Consider the following 20682-nt stretch of genomic DNA (forward strand, 5'->3'; position numbering starts at 1 on the left):
GATAAGTCATCCAAGTGCTAGTATAAAGGATTTTTTTGTTTCATGGAATAGGTTATAAATTTAATGCAACACTAGTGGCTTATTTTATTATTTGTGCAACGATTACGGCCGTGGTGGGTTTCCAAGCTCTAACAGGTAGCCATTTTGGCTTTATTGAGAAGAAAAAAAGTGTGTTAAGTAGCTATATTATTTTTATCATCCTTGGTAGTATTCTCCTGTTTCTTTATCTAGGAACACAACAGTTTATGGTTGCTGGAGAAATTACAGTCGATGGTGTTTTTTGGTTAGCCTTGGCTTTTTTGCTGGTAGGACTTTGTGGACTAGTCGGTAATCTAAAAAATAAATAAAAGAAAAGCTGCGATCTTTTTTAGGTCGCAGCTTTCGTTTTGTTTTATTTTTCTTCAAGAATTTTTTTAGCTAAGCGTTTATTTTGGTTAAACTCAGCAAGTTTAGCAGCGAAGTCGAACAGCCCCGCACTAGTTTCTTTGTTTAAACCTTTTTCACTCCGAGCATTTTCAAAAATAATTTGATCTAATAATTGGGTGGAGTGGTAACTTTGATTAATTTCTAAAGCTTTTTTAGTAGCACTAATCGCTTTATCAAAGTCAGCGTTGCTATTGTAAAACTTAGCAGCATCTAGGAAAACTTGATTGAAGTGTAGCGGATAAGGTTTGCTATTATTTTTGATTCCTGCTAAAGCTTTTTGGAAATAGGTTTCAGCGAAGTTCGGTTGTTTCTTTTCACCATAAGTCACAGCGATACCCGTGTTAGCTAGAATACCATATAGTTCGTCGGCGTTAGTGTTGTTAATGACTTGATTATAATAGAATAAAGCACCGTCTGTATCTTTTTTCGCTTGTAATAAAGCATTACCAAAATTGTAGTAGTAACGATTTAACACGCGGCGATCTTCGATGTCGTCATTTTTAATTTTTTCTAAGTCAACTAAAGCTTCTTTAGCATGGCCGGAAGCTAATTGATCTTCAATACCTGCTAAACGTTCTTCCAACCAATCCTCCGGACTAGCTTCTACCACTTGGGTTAACACAAGATCCAACTTGCGGCAGACTTTCGCCAAGATTTCAATGTCTTTACAAAAGTTTTTCCGCTCAATGTTACTGATGGTCGCTTGTTTACAAATTCCTTCAGCAAGCTCAGTTTGACTCATTTTTCTTTTTTTACGTTCTGCTTTGATAATTTCTCCGTGGACTAAAGCCATGATCCAATTCCCCCTAAATTAATCGTCGAGATGAATAGACGAAATATAACAAAATATTAGTGACATACCATTTCTACAACTAATAATTATTATAAAGACTATTTGCTGAAAAACAAGTAAAAACTCGTGAATTATTAATAAATTTAAATTATTTTCAACAAGACCCTAATGGCAGCTAGCGCGTCTGAAAAATAGGAAATTTATTGTGAGGGGCTAACTCTTTTTTTATTTTATCAACTTACCAGAATTTCCTATAGAATTGTAAAAAAAATTAGGTGCCATCATCAAGGATGCTCGTTTTGACACAGCATGTCTCGGGATATTAAAGACGACTAGCTGTTTTTTAACTTTCACAAAGGTGGTAAAAATTATAACGGTAAACTCAAATAAAATCTAAATTAGCAAATAGTTAAGATAACGATTCTTTTTGTGCAAATCCCTAAATTTAGCGAACACTTGCGAATGAAAATGCAATTTAATAGCGGATATTCAAGGATTTGTATACTTTTTGCTTATTTACTAATATTCCCCACAGGATTATTCTATCACAATTTTCTTATGTAAAAGTTGGAGATTTTTATTTTTTTATTTATAGGTTTGTGAAAGATATGAAAAAAACATTTTAAACGCTAAAAAATAAAACTTTAAGCGATATATTTTTTTGGAAAAGCAGTTAAGGACGTATGTTTATATGGTATAATAGCCAAAATTTAGTGTGAAGAAGGTATGATGATGGAATATCCTTTATTAAAAAGACAACTCCCACCAAAAATAAAAAATGTTTGGCGGTCTCGCCAACTCATTGGTCTAGTTGTGGGCATCGTAGTGAGTGGTGGAACTTTTTGGGCCGTAAAAATATTTGAATTTTTACAGCCCGCCTATTTCTTTTGGATTTGGTTGGGATTGACGCTTTTATTTTTGCTTTCTAAATTGATCGACTTTGCCCTAATTCCTTACCGCTACCAGTTTCACCGTTTTGAAATTGATGATGCGGATATTGCTCTTCAAACTGGCTACTTTTTTCGCAATATGACTTTTGTGCCGATTAGTCGGATTCAACACGTGGAGACTGAGCAAGGACCGCTACTGCGAAAAGCGGGCTTAATGAGTGTTGTTTTGCACACAGCGGCGACGACGCACCGACTAGCTGGCTTGACGGTGGCGGATGCGCAACAATTAAGAGAACAAATTATCGCTTTAGTGAAGGTGGCGAAAGAAGATGTCTAATGTCGATTTCCAACGCTTACCAAAACTTTCATTGGTGGTCTTAATTTTGCGCCGAATTTACAAAATTTGGGGTTTACTTGCTATTTTTTCTTTAAAATTAATTAGTGGGGAAAGGGAGCTGTGGTTGTCTTTAGTACTAGTATTAGTATTTCTTTTGTTCACAGTGATTCCTGGAATGGTGGAGTATTTCTTCTACGGGTACGCCATTACTAACGATGGCATTGAAATTCGGCAGGGGGTTTTTAAAAAGCAAGCCTTGTCTATTCCCTATGATCGTATTCAAGCATTAAAACAAAAGCAATGGTTTTTCTTTGAACCTTTTAACTTGATTCAATTAGAAATTGAAACAGCTGGTAACAGTAATGAAGCGGAAGTACAAATTCCAGCGATTCCTCAAGAGGTTGTGGAAATTATTCAAGCACGGAAGGCTCAAGCTAACTTGCAAGAAGCAGACCAAGAAATGCTTGTTAGTAATGAACCAGAAGAATTTAGTCAAGAAAAAGAGGAAGTGGTGGCTACCTCAACGTCAACGTTAAATGTTCAACCAACTTATACGATAAGTATGAAGCAAATTTTGCTTTTTTCTTTAACGGATTTATCCATGTTACTAAGTGTGTTTGTTATTACTAGTTTTTTGAATCGTTATTTGTCTAAGTGGTATGACCAAGCGATGGGAACCTTGGATAAATTAGTGAGTGGTAGCTTGTGGTTGATAGTATTTGTAATATTAATCGTTTTACTAATCATTATTTTTTGTTCTTTTGTTAAAGGAATTTATTTATACTACGATTTTCAAGTGTTTCAAGATGCTAAAGAGTTAACGGTGGAACGGGGCTTATTGGCGCGGGAAAAAACCGTTATTCCTTACAGTCGAATTCAAGGTATTGAAATTAAGCAGACTCTGTTAAGAAAAATTTTTCGTTTGAGCTCCGTGAAGTTACTCTTAGCGACAGGCAACTCTGACAAGGATGAGAACACGTTTTACTTACTGCCTATTGTGGCAGATGAGGAACGTACCGCCTTATTACAAAAATTACTACCCGCTTGGGAATTACCCAGCACGAATTTTACGCGCAATGAAGAACCAAAATTGTGGTACTTTATCCGCTATAATCTTTTCATTGGTCTGATTTTAGGAATAGGCTTGGGCTATTTTCTGACTTGGTGGTTAACGTTGGCTGTGGCAATCTTTGCTGCATTCTTAATTGCTGGTGATATTTGGAAAGCCCACGTTCAAGGTTTTCAAATTTTAAGTAATCATTTTTTAGCAGTAGAGACAGTCTTTGGTATTACGCGGACGCAAAGTATTTTAGTGCGCAATAAAGTACAAGCCTTAACGTGTAAAACTTCTCGTTGGCTGGTGCCTAAACAATTGGGACATCTTGAACTGACAATTAAAGCCGGCAATAATAGTCAAACGGTGGCTTTAAAATTTATCCCTTTAGCGTTTCAAAAAAATTTAGCAATGTGGTATCTGCCTGAAAGTAAACAAACTAATCTTTTATCAGACATAAAAAAACGCAGCCTCTAAAAGCGAGGTTGCGATTTTTTTAGCGCAAGAATTAATCTTCCATTTCTGATAGCGCGGCATCCGCTTTTTGATGTTTTAAAACAGAAGCCTTATAAAATAGTCCGTAGACTACGGTGACAGCAACAGGAATCAAAGCTGCGACGACATACACTCCTTGGAAAGGCAAGAAGTTGTGGACGGTACCCATTACGTAAGGACCAACGCCAAGACCCAAGTCTAAACCGATGAAGTAAGTAGAAAGAGCAATGCCGATACGATGGCTAGCGGCGTGTTTCAAACAAACGGCTTGACCGTTAGACATGAAAGTCCCATAACCTAAACCAACTAAGACACCAGAACCTAAAAGCATCCAGCTCTTAGTGGTAATACTCAAAGCCAGTAAACCTAACGTTAAGAAGATGTAGCTAGGATACATGACGTAGTTTTCACCGCGAGCATCAAAGAGTTTACCAGTAGCAGGACGAGTGAAGGTTACGGCTAAAGCGTAAACTACGAAAAAGTATGAACCCGCTGAAACTAAATGAATTTCTTTAACATAAGTAGAAAGGAAAGCTAAGACGCTAGAATAAGAAAGACCAATGAAAAAGGCCACACCGGTAATAAATAAAACTTTTCGTTCAATGAAACTATCAAAGGTCCATTTGTTTAATAAAGCGCGGTGCTCTGGCGTAATTTCTAAGTTAACCACTTTAATTGCGAAACAAGCAACTGTCGTGATGGCAACTAGAATAATTGAAGTCACGATAATTGTATGGAAGCTGGTACTCTTTAACATAATCATCCCTAAGAAAGGTCCGCAAGCAGCGGCTAGTGAAGTACTTAAACCATAATAGTTAATACCTTCACCATTTTTAGATTCAGGAATATAATAAGTGACGATGGCATTACAAGCCGTAGACACTGTCCCGTAACCAAAACCATTTAAGAAGCGGACGATACACAAAACAGCCAAGTTTGGCATGTAAAGGTAAGCGGCCGTCGTTAACAAGTAGAAAATAATGCCATAACGTAAGACGGCTTTACGTCCAAAGATTTCTAATTTTTTTCCCATGTAGAGGCGAGCTAATAAAGTTCCGATGATATAAATTCCAGAAGCAAAACCAGATTGTGCGGTGGTGGCGCCTAGTTCATCAGAAGCGATGACGGCGATGATCACCATTAATAAGTAATAGACTAAAAAGACGATAAAGTTAATGACGGTAATACTAATAAATCCTTTGTTAAATAATTTTTGCTCTTTCATGAATAACGTATTCCCTTTCAATTCCTGATTGTTTTTGAAAAAATTTTTAAATTACTGAAAAATAAATTCTTTTCATTTCATTTTTGGTAAATAAAATAGTCAGTTGCTAGTTGCTCCCTGACAAATAAGTGCTATGAAACTTGGTTGGTGTTGCTTTTTTCGACGGTAATGGGGATTGCGTCCTTTAGTACTTGAATTTTGCTAGCCACTTCAGCAAAGTTAGATGGATAGCGATCGACGGCCTGGAGGATAAATAAATCCCGCGCCCTTAAAAATTGTTCTGCAAAAGTTTGCAAGTCAGGGCTGGTGGCGTAATGGGGCGAACTTTTTAAGGCCAAGAGTTCTTGATAGGCATCGTTTAGAAAAACTAAACAAGCTTGGCGATCAAAGCGCGCTTCATAGGCGGTCTCCAAACGTTCGATCATGGCAGAAAGACTAGACTGCGTGTGAGGCACCTCCTTTTGGTAGTTTCAACAATTGACACTATATCAAAATTCAGAAAATAAAAAATCGTCTTTGTAAACAACATTTTTTATTAACAAATGTTGTGCTTTTACGTATAATAGAAAAGAAATGTAGGAAAACGAAAAAGTGGGGGAACAAAAGTGGATAGTCGCATCCTAAAAAAATATTTGAGTCAGCGAGATTTTCCAGTTATCGTCAAGAAACGGAAAAAATATTTAATCTATGAAGGAATTCAAGATCGCTATGTCTACGTTTTAAAATCAGGGGTGATTAAGACTAGCGTCATTTCACGTGATGGGCGGGAGTTCAACATTGAATACATTAACGGACTGGAGATTGTTTCCTTACTTAAAGATGAGTATTCTCAGTTTATCGATGCCCCTTTTAATATTCGTATCGAATCGGAAACGGCAGAACTCTATCAAATTGACCGGGTGCAGTTTTGGCAAGATATCAATCACAATTTAGAGCTGCAAGCATATGTGAAGGATTACTACCGGGTGCATTTGCTCCACTCCATGAAAAAAATGCAGCAGATGTTAATGAATGGTAAGTTCGGAGCTGTCTGCACGCAAATTTATGAATTGTATGACATGTTTGGCAAGACCTTAGACAACGGTGAAGTACTGATTGATTTTGTGGTGACCAATGAAGAGATTGCCCGTTTTTGCGGGATTGCTGCGGCTAGTTCGGTGAATCGGATGATGCAACAACTAAAAGAAATGGGTGCCATTGAGGTGCGCAATCGCAAAATTGTCATTAAAAATCTTGAGATTATTAAAGATAATATTATTTTTTAGCAAAATATTTCTTGGAGCTTGCGCCACTTCAACTAACCTGCGCAAGTTTTTTCTTGACCCAACACGAAAAAAGCATAAGATAGAAAAGAAGAATCTGACGGAAAGAAGTGTTGAACATGGAAAAAAGAAGAGTGGGCTCTTGTACCACCATTTTAGCCGGGAAAAAAGCCACCATTGATGGTTCCACCTTAATTTCCCGTAATGCGGATGGGCATGAAGCTTTTGAAGCGACTAAATTTATTTTAATTGAGCCTGAAGCGCAAGTACGGCACTACAAAGCGGTGTTAAGTAGCGTGGAAATGGATTTGCCTGATAATCCTTTGCGTTACACTTGTACCCCTAATGCCGTTTACGATCATGGTATTTGGGGGAGTGCCGCGATTAATGAAGAGAATGTCGCCATGAGCGCTACCGAAACCATTACTACCAATCCGCGGATTTTAGCCCTTGATCCTTTAGTGGAAAATGGTATTGGTGAAGAGGACCTGGTGACAATTGTCGCGCCTTACATTCGTTCAGCTAAAGAAGGTGTCTTACGCTTGGGGGAACTTTTAGCGACTTATGGCACGTACGAATCAAACGGGATTGCTTTTTGTGATGCAGATGAGGTTTGGTACTTAGAAACATTAGGTGGTCATCATTGGGCAGCCGTCCGCATTCCAGATGATGCTTACGTCATTGCGCCTAATCGCTTGAACATTGATACTTTTGATTTTAATTCCCCTGACTGTTTAGCTTCCAGTGACCTACAAGCTTTGATTACCGAAAATCATTTGAATCCTGATTACGACGGTTACAACTTGCGCCACATTTTTGGCAGCAGTACCGTAAAAGATACCCGTTACAACAATCCGCGGGCGTGGTACGGGCAAAAATATTTTAATCCGGAAATTCAACAAGAACCCATGGATCAAAATTTACCTTTTATCAATCGGGCCAATCGTTTAATAAGTATTGAAGATGTGAAGTGGGTCTTAAGCTCTCATTATCAAAATACAGTATATGATTGCTATGGTCATGGTAGTGAGGCGGAGAAGAAACTTTTCCGGCCTATCGGCATTAACCGCAACCATCACGTGCATATTTTACAAATTAGAAATCATGTACCAAAAGAAATCGCCGGGGTTCATTGGTTAGGCTTTGGTCCTAATACTTTTAATGCAGTAATTCCTTTTTACGCTAATGTCAAAGATACCCCAGCTTGTTACCGCGATGCCACAGACACTTTTGATTTAAGCAAAATGTATTGGCTAAGCGCCACCACGGCTTTACTGGGCGACAGCAACTTTAGTTTATATAGTGATTTAGAAGCGAGCTTTGAACAAAAAACCGTGGCCGCTTGTCGCAAGATTCAACAGGATACGGATCGAAAAATTGCGGAAGCTACTGACGTATCCGCTACGTTGACGGCAGCCAATGAAGCCATGGCCGCGATTTCTTTTGCCAACGCGACGGCCCTCCTAGGGGAAATGGTCACAACGGGTGGCTCTTCCATGAAACTACGTTATACCTTAAATGATTAGTTGCAAAAAGCAGTCCCCCCTTAAATTTTAGGCGGGGACTGCTTTTCTGCTAGAGTAATGAGATAAAGTATCACGCTTTGAATCAAGGTAAAAGCTAGGATGAAAATTATTTTAGCCCCACTCCACATACCAAAAATTTGCCATAGGGTAGTAAAGGGTTGAATAAAGAGATGTAGCGTGTGTAAACGTAAAAAGCGACCGACATAAATCCCTAAGCTGGCTAGTAAAGAAACAGCTAGCAAAAAGTGGGATTGCTGCCGAGGGAAAAAACGTTCGGCAACGGTTGTCAGTTGCCAAAAACCAATCAACGGGAGTGCTAGACAAGGTAAGACTAAAGTAGTAAAGGCTAACCAAGCGGAGCTGTCAGCTAGAAAGTGACCGTCGGCGTGATAGATAGGTAGCAGTTGTAAATGAAAAAAATCGGTAAAAAGATAAGGGAGATTGGGATAAAAAAGTAACCATAAAATTCCTAGTAAAAAAATGGCTAGTTGTCCCCGAACTTTTAGTAATCCCCGTCCTAACTCTAAGGCTAGCCATGCTAAGGCAACATTCAAAACCATAAAGAAGAAGTATTGGGCAAAAAAGAACATGCCGCAAAGATAAATGAATAAAATACAGCGTAGATAAGACCAGGGCTTCATTTTTTTCAGCAAAGGGGAACCTCCTTAAATTACTTTTAAAAAATTATGCTGTATTTAGTGTAGCATAAAGCAGTAGAAAAAATTTTTTTAAGAGTTTACGCTTCAACTTTTCCTTGGTAAACTGTCCTTAAAGGAGGCGACGAGATGAAGTTATATTCAGTAGAAGAAGTTGCCGCGCGTTTACAAGTAAGCACTCGCACCATTCGTAATTATTTAAGAAATAATAAGTTAAAAGGGCAAAAGGTTGGGGGCCAATGGCGTTTCACAGAAGATGAAATTGTAGCGTTTCTAGGGTTAGCGCCAGAAGTGACGGACACCCAACAATTAGTAAAAAAATTTTTGCAAAAACAAGCAGATTTGCCTAGTGCCGTGATTATTATCGACATTCCTTACCAAACAGCCGCAGAATTAGAACGGCAAAAAAATATTTTTTTGACGCAATTTAATGAAGTTTATGAAGATGGAGCGAAGCGTTTTTTTCATTTTCAACGCTTGGCTGAGGATACCACCCGCTTAACGATTGAGGGCAGCCTTCGCTACGTTCAAAGCTTCAGTAGCTGGGTGTATGACTTTTTGGAAAAAAATCCCACAACGTAATAAAAAAGATGAGCCGACAATGGACTCATCTTTTTTGCTTAAAGCGTTGGATTAGGTAAGGCGTGATAAAGTTTTAGTCCTTGTCTTAAGAATAAACCAAAGAGGAGACCGCTAATGGCGAGCATCGGCACGTTGCGAATTAAGTCCCGCTGGATATCGCGAGTCGTTGGGAGATAATCTTCTACGGTGTTAGTGTAAGGGAGAATGAGGTAAGCGAGGTTGTCCCAAAAGTTTCCTAATTGAATGAGGAAAGTTACAAAAGAAATCAGGGCTAAAAGCAACCAAAAGATAACGATGAAATTGGCTTTTTTCATGGTAAGCCACCTCCTCAAAGTGAGAATAACAAGAGCAAGGAAATAAAGCAATTTATCCGTCCACCGAGGAGCTTTTCAACTGCATTTTAAAGAATAATTAAAAAACGACTGCCATCATCGGCAGTCGTCGTAAACTAAGCAAGATTAAACATTTAAAATCCACATAAAACCAATAAAAACAAAGAAGAGGAGATACATAATCGGAGAAACTTCTTTACCCCGTTTTGCCGCCACCATCGTGATGGGATAGAAGATGAAACCTAAAGCAATCCCATCAGAGATACTGTAAGTTAAGGGCATCCCGATTAAAATTAAGAAAGCAGGAATTGCAATCTCTAGACGTTGCCAGTCTACTTTGCTTAAGGATTGAGCCATTAAAACTCCTACCACAATCAAAGCTGGTGCGGTGACTTGGGAGGTTACCACTGATAACAATGGAGAAAAGATTAAACTAGCAATGAATAAAACACCAGTCGCAATGGCCGTTAAACCTGTTCGTCCCCCAACAGCAATACCGGCAGAAGATTCGACATAAGCGCCTACTGGTGATGTTCCTAAGACAGAACCCACTAACATGGCAGTGGAGTCGCTAGCTAAAGCTTTTCCCACCCGTGGCATTTTATTATCTTTCATAAAGCCAGCTTGATTGGCTAGTCCCACTAAAGTGCCAGCGGTATCAAAGAAAGTCACTAGTAAGAAAGTTAAAACCACCACCCAAAGTTGTAGCGTATTAATGTCGCCAATGTGTTTGACAGCAACGCCAAAAGTTGGAGCTAAACTAGGAGCAGCAGAAATAATTTGGCTAGGAGGAGCGATTAAACCGGTAACGAGGCCCAGTAAGGTTGTCGCCACCATCCCGATAAAAATGCCACCAGGAACTTTCCGCACCAAAAGGATTGCCGTCACGATTAAACCAAAGACAGTTAGCCAAGTCGTTCCTTCAGTAAAAGAACCGAGACCGACTAAGGTTGATTCGTTGGCCACAATGACCCCGCCATCGGCTAACCCTAAAAAAGCGATGAATAAACCAATCCCACCAGAGATGGCAAATTTTAAATCAGCAGGAATAGCATCAATGATTAACTCCCGTAATTTAAAAATTGTAATGAGAATAAAAATTAACGAAGCGACAAAAACACCAGCTAAAGCAGTCTCCCAAGAAATACCCATTCCGATACAAACGGAATACGCGAAAAAGGCATTAATTCCTAAAGCAGGAGCTGTGGCGATAGGATAACGAGCTAAGAAACCCATCAGTAAACATCCTAAGGCACTGGCTAAAGCTGTAGCAGTAAAGACGGCTCCTTGATCCATGCCGGCAGCACCTAAAACGCTAGGATTGACGAATAAAATATAAGCCATAGAAATAAAAGTAGTAAAGCCGGCTAACATTTCCCGTTTAACAGTCGTGTTTAACTCCTGAACTTGGAAATAGGTTAAGATTTTTTCTTTCATGTAACTCTCCTCCAAAAATGAGTGAAATAATTATTGCGTGCGGAAATAATCATACAATAGGAAAGAAAAGTTGTAAACGAACAATTTCTTTTTTGAAGCCAGAAAATAATATGCTGAGACGAACGTTTTTATTTTGACTAAATTTTTCACGAGGAATTTAGTGTAAGAGGGAGCGGTTATGTATTTCTTTTTCTAGGCAATCATAGTAAGATGAAGCCATTAGGAGGTGCCCCAATTGAAAAATATTTTACGCCAACAAGCGATTACTTTTCTTAAAAGCTTTCAAGATAACCCGCAAAAAAAGTTGCGGGAAAATAAATTATTGACCGACTTTATGGCTAGTCCCAGTTACCAAGAAGCTCAAGTCCTGGGAGTTTTTTTGCCGACACCTTTTGAATTCGATTTAACGCCTTTAATTCAGCAAGCTTGGCTTGATGGCAAAAAAATTGTCGCACCAGTAGCGGCTCATCATCAGATGACTTTTTATGAATATCAAGCCACCACCCCAGTTAACCGCTCGGCTTTTGGCGTGTTAGAACCCATGAAAGAACGACCAGTCGCTATAGATGAGATTGATTTATTAGTCGTACCGGGTTTAATTTTTAACAAAGATGGCTATCGCATTGGTTTTGGTGGTGGTTACTATGATCGTTTTTTGGTACAATTTACAGGAGAAACGGTGAGCTTTCTTTTTAAAGAGCAAGTGGAGGATTTTACCCCAGCAAGTTTTGATATCGCCGTAAATAAACTGTGGATTAATTAAGGAGAAAAGATGAAAACTTCCCTCAAGATTGTGAAGGACTGGCGGCAGCGTCCGTATGTGACTTACTTTTTTTTATTACTACAAACTATTTTATTTTTATGGATGGAAATTGCCGGGTACGGCTTCGGTGGCTCACAAAATGTGATGATTTTAGATCAATTTGGGGCGATGGAACGTAGCGGTATTTTGTATCAGCATGAGTACTGGCGTTTTGTCTTGCCAATTTTTTTACATATTGGTTGGGCGCATTTTGCGATTAATTCGGTGACGCTTTATTTTATTGGGGAGCAAGTGGAAATGATTTATGGTCACTTCCGCTACTTTTGGCTGTACCTTTTAAGCGGTGTCGCAGGAAACGTCGTGAGCTTTGCTTTTGGTAATGCTAATGCGATTTCAGCGGGAGCTTCCACGGCTTTGTTCGGTTTGTTTGCAGCATTCATCGTCTTAGGGCGGCTCTTTAAAGATAATCCAGCTATTAGTATGTTGGTGCAACGATATCTTGTTTTTATCGGGATGAACTTTATTTTTAACTTGTTTAGCTCGACGGTGGATATGTTTGGCCATATCGGTGGCTTTGTGGGGGGCTTACTCTTAGCCGTTTCTTTCAATGTGCCCATTAAAGACCGTGAAGTAAATCTCCATGAGCGTATCGTCAGTGGTGTGCTCTTTGTTTTTTTGTTGGGGATCCTTGTAATCTATGGTTTTAAAAAATATGGTTTCACGATATAATAAGGTGGTCTTGAGCTATGCGCACGTTATATGATATCCAACAAGTTTTAAAAAGATTTGGGATTTTTGTTTATTTAGGTCAACGATTATACGATATTGAACTGATGGAAATTGAGTTTAAAAAATTGTATGAAGCCGGCCTGATTGAGGACAAACTTTTTAAAAGTGGCATCTTAGTTTTAAAAAGAGAGCATCGCTTAGAAGAGGAACGACAAAATAAGGAGGAAATGTAGTGGCTGATCAAAAACTATTAGGGATTGACCTGGGGGGTACCACCGCAAAATTTGCGATTTTAACCTTAGCTGGTGAGATTCAACAAAAGTGGAGTATTCAAACGAACATTCTCGATGAAGGTCGACACATTGTGCCAGACATTATCGATTCAATTCGTCATCGTTTAAGTCTATATGGTATGACCAAAGATGATTTTATTGGCATTGGCATGGGGTCACCCGGCGTGATTGACCGCAAGGCCGGTACGGTGATTGGTGCGTATAACTTGAACTGGACCACCTTACAACCTGTTAAAGAACAAATGGAAAGTGCTTTAGGCATTCCTTTTGAGATTGATAATGATGCTAATGTGGCCGCGTTAGGCGAGCGTTGGCAAGGAGCAGGGGAAAATAATCCTGATGTTACCTTTATTACTTTAGGCACTGGGGTTGGCGGCGGCATTATCGCAGAGGGGCATTTACTCCACGGTGTCGTAGGCGCGGCAGGCGAAATCGGTCACGTTACGGTGGAACCTGAAAATGGTTTCTTATGTACGTGTGGCAAACATGGCTGTTTAGAAACGGTAGCCTCAGCCACAGGCGTCGTTCGAGTTGCCCATAAACTTTCTGAAGAATACGCTGGCGATTCGAAAATCAAAGCCTTGATTGACGATGGTGCTGAAGTTACTAGTAAAGATATTTTTGATGCTGCCAAAGCTGGCGATGCTTTTGCCTTGATGGTGGTGGATAAAGTGTGCTACTACTTAGGGCTTGCGGTAGCTAACATCGGAAATCTTTTGAATCCTTCCGATATTGTGATTGGCGGGGGTGTTTCCGCGGCTGGCGAATTTTTAAGAGAACGAGTGCAAAAATACTTTGATGCCTTTACCTTTACGCAAGTGCGCCAAAGCACGCGAGTAAAATTAGCGCAACTAGGTAACGACGCTGGCGTCATTGGCGCCGCTTCCTTAGCACGGAAATTTATCAAGTAAAGGGTGAAAGAAAAGCATGTTCATGAGTATAAGCGGTTTTGGAGTAATAAATATCATTTTAATTACGATTATTGTTTTATGGTTTGCACGGGATACTTATTTTAGACTGATGGCTAAAATGTCCGCCACGACTATTGATGAAACGGAATTTCGGGAAGGAATGCGGAAAGCCCAAGTGATTGACTTACGGGAAAAAGATGAGTTTAAAGCCGGCCACATTTTGGGAGCCCGCAGTATGCCTTACACCATGTTTAAAGAAGTAATGCCTTCCATTCGGAAAGACCAACCAATTTATTTATACGACCAACGGAAAACTTTATCCATTCGGGCGGCTAATAAATTACGGAAAAGCGGCTACCAAAATATTTATATTTTGAAAAAAGGTTATGAAGGCTGGACTGGCAAAATTAAAAAAGATATTTAAAAAAAAGCTGTACCGAAAAATTTTTTCGGTACAGCTTTTTTAGTGACTACAACTTTTAACGAGCGAAACTTTTCCGTGCCGCTTTTTTCCGGTTGTCTTCAATTTGTTGTTCTTTTTCTTCGATAGGTTCAATGACGGTTTTTTTTAAACCGTAAACTAAACCAGCTACGAAAGCTACCGTAACGGTTGTTCCTAAAAGATAACCACTAACAAACTTACGCATTGCCTTCACCTTCCTTTTCTTCATTATCACAAAAAGCTAACAAAATTGCTAATCATAACCCTTTGAAAGTTCAGCGATTTTCCTTAAAGCATGCTACAATAAAGAAAAGTTATGAAGGAGGGAACGCCATGGAAATTATTGCCCATCGTGGTGCCAGTGGTCACTATCCAGAAAATACTTTGCCGGCTTTTATGGCGGCGGCTAAAAGTGGGGCTGATGGTATTGAACTTGATGTTCACTTTTCCCGCGACCAAGAGCTAGTGGTGATTCATGACGAGACGGTTAACCGCACGACAAATGGCGATGGTCTCGTACGGGATTATACCTTTGCTCAATTAAAGGACTTAACCATTACTTCAAAATTCAAAAATGAACCTTGCCGTTTAGTTAGTCTGCAGGAAGTTTTGACGCAACTTGCGACCTTTCATTATACGGGTTTTGTTTTGATTGAAATTAAAACGGACAAGTTTCATTATCCGCAAATCGAGCACGCCATCGCAGTAACAGTAAATCAAACACTGTGGCCTTTTGAAATTCGTTTTTGTAGTTTTAATCTCACTAGCCTCCATTTGATTCATGGGGAAGTACCTCGTGCGGAACTGGCTTATTTAGTAGGGGACCATCCAGAAAAGAAAATCCATGAATTTTTAAAATATCCTTACCTCACTGCGCTGCATCCTAAATTTTCGTGGGTGCGCAAAGAAGCCAGCGAACTATTTGCCTTTCCCCGCAAGCTGCGTCCCTGGACCTTAAATCAAAAGAAAGATTGGCAGTTTGCCCAACAATTAGGGCTGGCTGGGTTTATTACAGATTTTCCACAAGAAGCCTTAGTCGCCAGCATTCGAGGACGGCGCGGATGAAACAAAAAATCATTGTGATTGTCGGACCTACCGCTGTTGGGAAAACTGCTTTAGCTGTTGACTTAGCACAAAAATTTAACGGCGCAGTAGTGAGTGGTGATAGTATGCAAATCTATCGTCAATTAGACATTGGTACCGCTAAGGTTACCCCTGAAGAAGCACAGGGGATTCCCCATTATTTAATCGATGAAAAAGATTTTTGGGAAAACTATTCAGCTTTTGATTTTAAACTGGCAGCGCAAAAGGCCTTAACTGAAATTCACAGTGAGGGAAAGCTAGGGATTGTCTGTGGTGGGACTGGTCTTTATATTCAAGCGTTATTGGAAGATTTTTCTTTAGGCGGTAGTGAGATTACAACAGAAGAAGCGGCGCAGTTTGCGCACTTTACTGATGAAGAGTTATTAGCGGCTGTGGAAAAAAAAGAACCAGCACTAGCAGCAAGTACTCATGCTAACAATCGGCGGCGTCTTATGCGCGCTTTATTGCGAGGGGAAAATCAGCAAGGCATTGAACAATATGAGGCCTTAATCATTGGTTTAAATACTACTAGAGAAATTTTACATCAACGCATCAATCAACGAGTCGACCTTATGATGCAACAAGGCTTGTTAAAAGAAGCGCAACTTTTATACGATTTTCAAAAGGAACATCCACAAGAAAAGTGTACCGCCTTACAAGGGATTGGCTACAAAGAATTTTTTCCTTATTTTGCCGGTGAAATTTCTTTAGCTAGTGCGGTGGAGCTAGTAAAACGTAACTCTCGCCGCTACGCCAAACGCCAAATCACTTGGTTTAAAAATCGCATGGAGGTACCTTTTTATAATCTAGTGGAAGAACCTGCAACAGTAACGACGATTGAAACCATCGTCAAACAATGGCTCAAGGAGGAAATTGATGACTGAACGCGGTATTTTAGTGGGGGTGGAAACCCAACGCAACCAAAATAATTTTTTTGACTCCATGAAGGAATTAAAGAGTCTAACAGAAACCGCTCAAGGGGAAGTGGTGGAAACCTTAGTCCAAAAACGGCAACAATTTGACGCCAAAAGTATCATCGGTTCAGGCAAAATTGTCGAGTTAAAAAATTTAATCGCGCAATATGAAGCCGACGTGGTCATTTTTAACCAGGAGTTAACGCCCCGTCAAGGTCAATATTTAGCGGAAGAATTAGGTATTAAAGTGATTGACCGCATCCAATTGATTTTAGATATTTTTGCGATGCGGGCGAAATCGCGAGAAGGAAAATTGCAAGTAGAACTAGCCCAATTAAATTACCTGTTGCCGCGCTTAACAGGACTAGGCACTAGTTTATCCCGTCTCGGCGCTGGCATTGGCACCCGGGGGCCAGGGGAAACCAAATTAGAAAGTGATCGCCGTCATATTCGCGATAAAATCACCCAAATCAAACGTGATTTAAAAAAAGTCAGTTTACAGCGCCAAGAAGCTCGTAAAAAACGACAAACGTCGCAAATTTTTCAAATTGGTTTAATTGGCTATACGAATGCTGGAAAATCCACAATTTTAAATTTACTGACGGCTAGTGAGACTTACGAAGAAAATCAACTTTTTGCCACCCTTGATCCTTTGACAAAACGTTGGCGTTTTCCTCAAGGCTTTGAAGTAACTGTGACGGATACGGTAGGTTTCATTCAGGACTTGCCTACCCAACTCATTGAAGCTTTTCAGTCAACTTTAGAGGAAAGTCGCAATATGGATTTACTTTTACATGTGGTGGATGCTAGTAGTCCACAACGTTTACAACAAGAAGAAACCGTCTTAGATTTGTTGCATAATTTGGAGTTGGCCAATATTCCACGGTTAACCGTCTACAATAAAGGTGATAAAGTAGATCCGGCACAATTTGTGCCTAGTCTGTTTCCGAATTGTTTTATTTCAGCAAAATCTTCTGGGGGCCGCAAGACGCTAACCCAAGAAGTAAAAAAAAGAATGTTAGAAATTTTAGAGCCTTATGAGCTAGAAGTGGCGGCTAAAGACGGGCAACTCCTTAGTCGCTTAAAAACAGAGACGTTAATTATTTTAGAAGAGTTTCAAGAAACAACTCAAAGTTATCACGTAAAAGGTTTTGCCAAAAAGACATCGCCTTTTGTCAGAGAGGATGAAGAACTTGACCTGGAATGAACAATTCCCACCAGCTTTGCGTCAAATCATTATGGAAGTTGAAAAACAAATTCAACCCAAAATTTTGGAATTAAAAGAAATTGCTTTAGAAAATCAAGCGCGGGTCTTGGCTGCTTTTCGTCACGCCCAAGTTTCTGAGAGTCATTTAGCCCCTTCCACCGGCTACGGTTATGATGATTTAGGGCGCGATGCTTTAGAAAAAGTTTATGCTGAAGTTTTTTATAGCGAAAAGGCGATGGTCCGCCCACAAATTATTTCTGGCACCCATGCGATTGCTACCGCTCTATTTGGTGTCTTGCGACCAGGAGATAAATTAATTTACGCTACGGGAACACCTTATGATACCTTACAAGAAGTAATTGGTTTAACGGGCAACGGCATTGGTTCCCTTAAAGAGTTTGGCATTACTTATGATCAAGTCGATTTATTGCCCAATGAAGAGTTAGACATCACAACTTTAAAAGAAAAGTTAACACCTGATGTCAAAATGATTGCGTTGCAACGTTCCCGCGGCTACGCTAGTCGCAAATCCTTCACTATTGAAAAAATGGCCACCATGGTACAACAAATTCGCCAGCTGGCACCAGAGGTCATTATTTTTGCCGATAACTGTTACGGTGAATTTGCTGAAGTGCTGGAACCGACGGCTGTAGGGGTGGACTTAATAGCCGGCTCTTTAATCAAAAATCCCGGCGGCGGCTTAGCAAAAACAGGGGGCTATCTAGCGGGGCGTGCTAATTTAGTAGAAGCTTGTGGCTATCGTCTCACTACGCCAGGTGTGGGCTTAGAAGGTGGGGCGATGTTAGGAACGCTACCGGAGATGTTCCAAGGCTTTTTCTTAGCACCCCACGTAGTTTCCCAAGCGCTACAAGGGGCAGTCTTTACTGCCGCTTTATTAGCGCGTCACGGCATCACTTCTTCCCCCAGTTGGGATGAACCGCGGACAGATTTGATTCAGCTCATTGAACTACAAGAAGAAGAAGCAATGATTACTTTTTGCCAAGCTATTCAAAAATTTTCGCCAGTAGATGCTCACGTCTTGCCCTTGCCGGCTTATATGCCAGGGTACGAAGACGACATCATTATGGCCGCGGGTACCTTTGTGCAAGGAGCTAGTATCGAATTATCTAGCGATGGTCCCTTGCGGGCGCCTTACGGTTTGTACTTGCAAGGTGGTCTAACCTATGAGCATGTGAAGTTAGCTGTCTGCCAAGCGGTCCACCAAGTTTATTATCAATAGTGAAAAAAGTTTGTACCTCAAAACCATTATTTGGTCTAGGTACAAGCTTTTTTATTTGCGTGAAATTTATCATTGGGAAAAATGGTCTAGGTGAAAACCCGAACTTTATTTTCCAAAGAAAAAAGTCTTTGAAACCGAATTCTTTTAAAGAAAGCTTGTTAAAAACTATCTTTTTGTATTTATGTTAGATTTTCTGACATAAAAGGATTGACTTGGAAAAAAACAGTTGGTATAGTATCACCAGAAAGGAAAAAGGAGGAAAGCCGTGAAAGAAAAAGAACTGCGACGCTCCATGGCCGTTTTCCCAATTGGGACGGTAATGGAACTAACGGACCTTACTGCTCGGAAAATCCGTTATTATGAGGACCAAGACTTGATTCATCCCAAAAGAAGCGAAGGCAATCGTCGGATTTATTCCTTAAAAGACATTGATCGTCTCTTGGAAATAAAAGATTATTTGGCAGACGGTTTGAATATGGCGGGCATTAAACGTATTTATGAAATGGAAAATACGAAGCAAGCTCGTGTCAGCGCTACTTTAACTGATGAAGATGTGCGGAAAATTCTTTACGATGAGATTGCTGCACAGGGTGGTCTAAATAACCCTAATCCCTTGTTAAAAAATAAATATTAAAGGAAGTTTATGATGACAAAAACAAAAGAAGAAATTTTAAAATTAGCTGAAGAAGAAAATGTCCGCTTTTTACGTTTGATGTTTACCGATATTATGGGCACCATTAAAAACGTTGAAGTTCCTGTTAGCCAATTAAAAAAAGTTTTAGACAACAAAATGATGTTTGACGGTTCTTCTATTGAAGGCTTTGTTCGGATTGAAGAAAGTGATATGTACTTGCATCCCGATGTAGATACGTGGATGATTTTTCCATGGGAAAATCAACATGGTAAAGTAGCGCGGTTAATTTGTGATATTTATAATCCGGATGGCACGCCTTTTGCTGGTGACCCACGGGGCAACTTGAAACGGGCCTTGAAACATATGGAAGAGCTAGGCTTCAGTTCCTTTAACTTGGGACCAGAACCAGAGTTTTTCTTATTTAAATTAGATGAAAAAGGTGGCATTACTACCGACTTAAACGACCAAGGTGGCTACTTTGATTTTGCACCGACTGATCTTGGGGAAAACTGTCGGCGGGATATCGTTTTAGAATTAGAACATCTGGGCTTTGAAGTAGAAGCTTCCCACCATGAAGTAGCACCTGGACAACACGAGATTGATTTTAAATACGCCAATGCAGTAGAAGCATGTGACAATATCCAAACTTTCAAACTAGTTGTTAAAACAATTGCTCGCAAACACGGGTTACATGCGACCTTCATGCCTAAACCTTTATTTGGTATCAATGGTTCTGGTATGCACTGTAATATGAGTTTGTTTACGAAAGACGGCAATGCTTTTTACGATGAAAAAGGTGAAATGCAATTGTCACAAACGGCATACCACTTCTTAGGCGGTTTGTTGCAACATGCCCGCGCTTATACGGCTGTTTGTAACCCAACTGTCAACTCTTACAAACGTTTAGTGCCGGGTTATGAAGCACCGGTTTACGTGGCTTGGTCTGGACATAACCGTTCACCATTAGTTCGGGTGCCAGAGTCGCGTGGTTTATCTACTCGGTTAGAATTACGCTCAGTAGATCCAGCAGCTAATCCATACTTAGCCATGGCTGTTTTACTAGAAGCGGGTCTTGATGGCATTAAAAATGAAATCGAACCACCAAAAGCTGTGGACCGTAATATCTACGTGATGACGGAAGAAGAACGGAAAGCAGTAGATATTTTCGATTTACCGTCTACTTTACACAATGCGATTAAAGTTTTACGGGAAGATCAAGTGATGATTGATGCTTTAGGACAACACATCTTCAACAACTTTGTCGAAGCTAAACGAATGGAATGGGCAGCCTTCCGGCAAACTGTTTCGCAATGGGAAAGAGATCAATACTTAGAGCTCTATTAGTAAAATAAAAACAACCCGCGTAAGCTGAAAATGAAGCGACCCCCAAAAGTTAGACCAAAAATCTAACTTTTGGAGGTCGCTATTTTTATGGCTAAATATGATTTAGA

General features: G+C 39.9%; 24 protein-coding genes. 17 read left to right on the forward strand and 7 right to left on the reverse strand.

Annotated features, from left to right (window positions below):
- The first annotated feature begins 35 nt into the window (after window positions 1–35).
- Window positions 36–347, forward strand: a complete 312-nt coding sequence (locus FFM57_RS08945; protein WP_170999954.1) for a hypothetical protein — start codon at window positions 36–38, stop codon at window positions 345–347.
- A 44-nt stretch (window positions 348–391) separates the two neighbouring features.
- Here the strand turns inward: FFM57_RS08945 and FFM57_RS08950 are convergent, their stop codons facing one another.
- On the reverse strand, window positions 392–1219 hold the full coding sequence (locus tag FFM57_RS08950; protein ID WP_137600177.1) for a helix-turn-helix domain-containing protein: 828 nt from the start codon (window positions 1217–1219) through the stop codon (window positions 392–394).
- Window positions 1220–1951: 732 nt separating this feature from the next.
- Between FFM57_RS08950 and FFM57_RS08955 the strand changes: the two genes are divergently transcribed.
- Window positions 1952–2446, forward strand: a complete 495-nt coding sequence (locus tag FFM57_RS08955; protein ID WP_137600178.1) for a PH domain-containing protein — start codon at window positions 1952–1954, stop codon at window positions 2444–2446.
- The gene (locus FFM57_RS08960) at window positions 2439–3977 is read left to right on the forward strand and encodes a PH domain-containing protein (protein WP_137600179.1); all 1539 of its coding nucleotides are present in this window, start codon (window positions 2439–2441) and stop codon (window positions 3975–3977) included. The genes FFM57_RS08955 and FFM57_RS08960 overlap by 8 nt, the downstream gene beginning before the upstream one ends.
- 31 nt (window positions 3978–4008) lie before the next feature.
- On the opposite strand, the gene FFM57_RS08965 is transcribed toward FFM57_RS08960, so the two are convergent.
- A complete protein-coding gene (locus tag FFM57_RS08965) occupies window positions 4009–5220 on the reverse strand; it encodes an MFS transporter (protein ID WP_137600180.1) in 1212 nt (403 codons plus the stop codon).
- A 131-nt stretch (window positions 5221–5351) separates the two neighbouring features.
- Entirely contained in the window at window positions 5352–5645 is a 294-nt protein-coding gene (locus FFM57_RS08970; RefSeq protein WP_137600181.1) for a hypothetical protein, read from the reverse strand.
- Between the two features lie 180 nt (window positions 5646–5825).
- Between FFM57_RS08970 and FFM57_RS08975 the strand changes: the two genes are divergently transcribed.
- Window positions 5826–6485: a Crp/Fnr family transcriptional regulator gene (locus FFM57_RS08975; protein ID WP_137600182.1), complete on the forward strand. Its 660-nt coding sequence runs from the start codon at window positions 5826–5828 to the stop codon at window positions 6483–6485.
- A gap of 116 nt (window positions 6486–6601) precedes the next feature.
- On the forward strand, window positions 6602–8008 hold the full coding sequence (locus tag FFM57_RS08980; RefSeq protein ID WP_137600183.1) for a C69 family dipeptidase: 1407 nt from the start codon (window positions 6602–6604) through the stop codon (window positions 8006–8008).
- A 20-nt stretch (window positions 8009–8028) separates the two neighbouring features.
- Here FFM57_RS08980 and FFM57_RS08985 read toward each other — a convergent pair whose 3' ends face one another.
- Window positions 8029–8661, reverse strand: coding sequence for a DUF1361 domain-containing protein (locus FFM57_RS08985; protein ID WP_137600184.1), 633 nt, complete (start codon window positions 8659–8661; stop codon window positions 8029–8031).
- Between the two features lie 132 nt (window positions 8662–8793).
- On the opposite strand from FFM57_RS08985, the gene FFM57_RS08990 reads away from it, so the two are divergent.
- The gene (locus tag FFM57_RS08990; protein ID WP_137600185.1) at window positions 8794–9246 is read left to right on the forward strand and encodes a helix-turn-helix domain-containing protein; all 453 of its coding nucleotides are present in this window, start codon (window positions 8794–8796) and stop codon (window positions 9244–9246) included.
- Between the two features lie 38 nt (window positions 9247–9284).
- Here the strand turns inward: FFM57_RS08990 and FFM57_RS08995 are convergent, their stop codons facing one another.
- Entirely contained in the window at window positions 9285–9560 is a 276-nt protein-coding gene (locus FFM57_RS08995) for a hypothetical protein (RefSeq protein ID WP_137600186.1), read from the reverse strand.
- A gap of 144 nt (window positions 9561–9704) precedes the next feature.
- A complete protein-coding gene (locus tag FFM57_RS09000; RefSeq protein WP_137600187.1) occupies window positions 9705–11015 on the reverse strand; it encodes an NCS2 family permease in 1311 nt (436 codons plus the stop codon).
- A 235-nt stretch (window positions 11016–11250) separates the two neighbouring features.
- Between FFM57_RS09000 and FFM57_RS09005 the strand changes: the two genes are divergently transcribed.
- Genes FFM57_RS09005 through FFM57_RS09025 form a run of 5 tightly spaced genes read left to right on the forward strand, consistent with a single transcriptional unit; the run spans window position 11251 to window position 14135 of the window.
- A complete protein-coding gene (locus tag FFM57_RS09005; protein WP_170999955.1) occupies window positions 11251–11778 on the forward strand; it encodes a 5-formyltetrahydrofolate cyclo-ligase in 528 nt (175 codons plus the stop codon).
- A 9-nt stretch (window positions 11779–11787) separates the two neighbouring features.
- Complete coding sequence (locus FFM57_RS09010) at window positions 11788–12507, forward strand: rhomboid family intramembrane serine protease (protein WP_137600189.1); 720 nt, start codon at window positions 11788–11790, stop codon at window positions 12505–12507.
- Between the two features lie 17 nt (window positions 12508–12524).
- Entirely contained in the window at window positions 12525–12740 is a 216-nt protein-coding gene (locus FFM57_RS09015; RefSeq protein ID WP_137600190.1) for a YqgQ family protein, read from the forward strand.
- A complete protein-coding gene (locus FFM57_RS09020; RefSeq protein WP_137600191.1) occupies window positions 12740–13711 on the forward strand; it encodes an ROK family glucokinase in 972 nt (323 codons plus the stop codon). The genes FFM57_RS09015 and FFM57_RS09020 overlap by 1 nt, the downstream gene beginning before the upstream one ends.
- 22 nt (window positions 13712–13733) lie before the next feature.
- A complete protein-coding gene (locus FFM57_RS09025; RefSeq protein WP_137600192.1) occupies window positions 13734–14135 on the forward strand; it encodes a rhodanese-like domain-containing protein in 402 nt (133 codons plus the stop codon).
- 55 nt (window positions 14136–14190) lie between these two features.
- Here the strand turns inward: FFM57_RS09025 and FFM57_RS09030 are convergent, their stop codons facing one another.
- Entirely contained in the window at window positions 14191–14358 is a 168-nt protein-coding gene (locus FFM57_RS09030; RefSeq protein ID WP_137600193.1) for a DUF3042 family protein, read from the reverse strand.
- Between the two features lie 128 nt (window positions 14359–14486).
- Between FFM57_RS09030 and FFM57_RS09035 the strand changes: the two genes are divergently transcribed.
- The 6 genes from FFM57_RS09035 (at window position 14487) to glnA (ending at window position 20575) form a co-directional block, all read left to right on the forward strand.
- A complete protein-coding gene (locus tag FFM57_RS09035; RefSeq protein WP_137600194.1) occupies window positions 14487–15218 on the forward strand; it encodes a glycerophosphodiester phosphodiesterase family protein in 732 nt (243 codons plus the stop codon).
- Entirely contained in the window at window positions 15215–16120 is a 906-nt protein-coding gene (gene miaA / locus FFM57_RS09040) for a tRNA (adenosine(37)-N6)-dimethylallyltransferase MiaA (RefSeq protein WP_137600195.1), read from the forward strand. The genes FFM57_RS09035 and miaA overlap by 4 nt, the downstream gene beginning before the upstream one ends.
- A complete protein-coding gene (gene hflX, locus FFM57_RS09045) occupies window positions 16113–17357 on the forward strand; it encodes a GTPase HflX (protein WP_137600196.1) in 1245 nt (414 codons plus the stop codon). The genes miaA and hflX overlap by 8 nt, the downstream gene beginning before the upstream one ends.
- Entirely contained in the window at window positions 17344–18597 is a 1254-nt protein-coding gene (locus FFM57_RS09050) for a methionine gamma-lyase family protein (protein WP_371851255.1), read from the forward strand. The genes hflX and FFM57_RS09050 overlap by 14 nt, the downstream gene beginning before the upstream one ends.
- A gap of 265 nt (window positions 18598–18862) precedes the next feature.
- The gene (locus tag FFM57_RS09055) at window positions 18863–19231 is read left to right on the forward strand and encodes a MerR family transcriptional regulator (protein ID WP_137600198.1); all 369 of its coding nucleotides are present in this window, start codon (window positions 18863–18865) and stop codon (window positions 19229–19231) included.
- 12 nt (window positions 19232–19243) lie between these two features.
- Window positions 19244–20575: a type I glutamate--ammonia ligase gene (gene glnA, locus FFM57_RS09060; protein WP_137600199.1), complete on the forward strand. Its 1332-nt coding sequence runs from the start codon at window positions 19244–19246 to the stop codon at window positions 20573–20575.
- Window positions 20576–20682 lie beyond the last annotated feature (107 nt).

It is taken from the genome of Enterococcus nangangensis (assembly GCF_005405245.1).
GTDB lineage: Bacteria > Bacillota > Bacilli > Lactobacillales > Enterococcaceae > Enterococcus_J > Enterococcus_J nangangensis.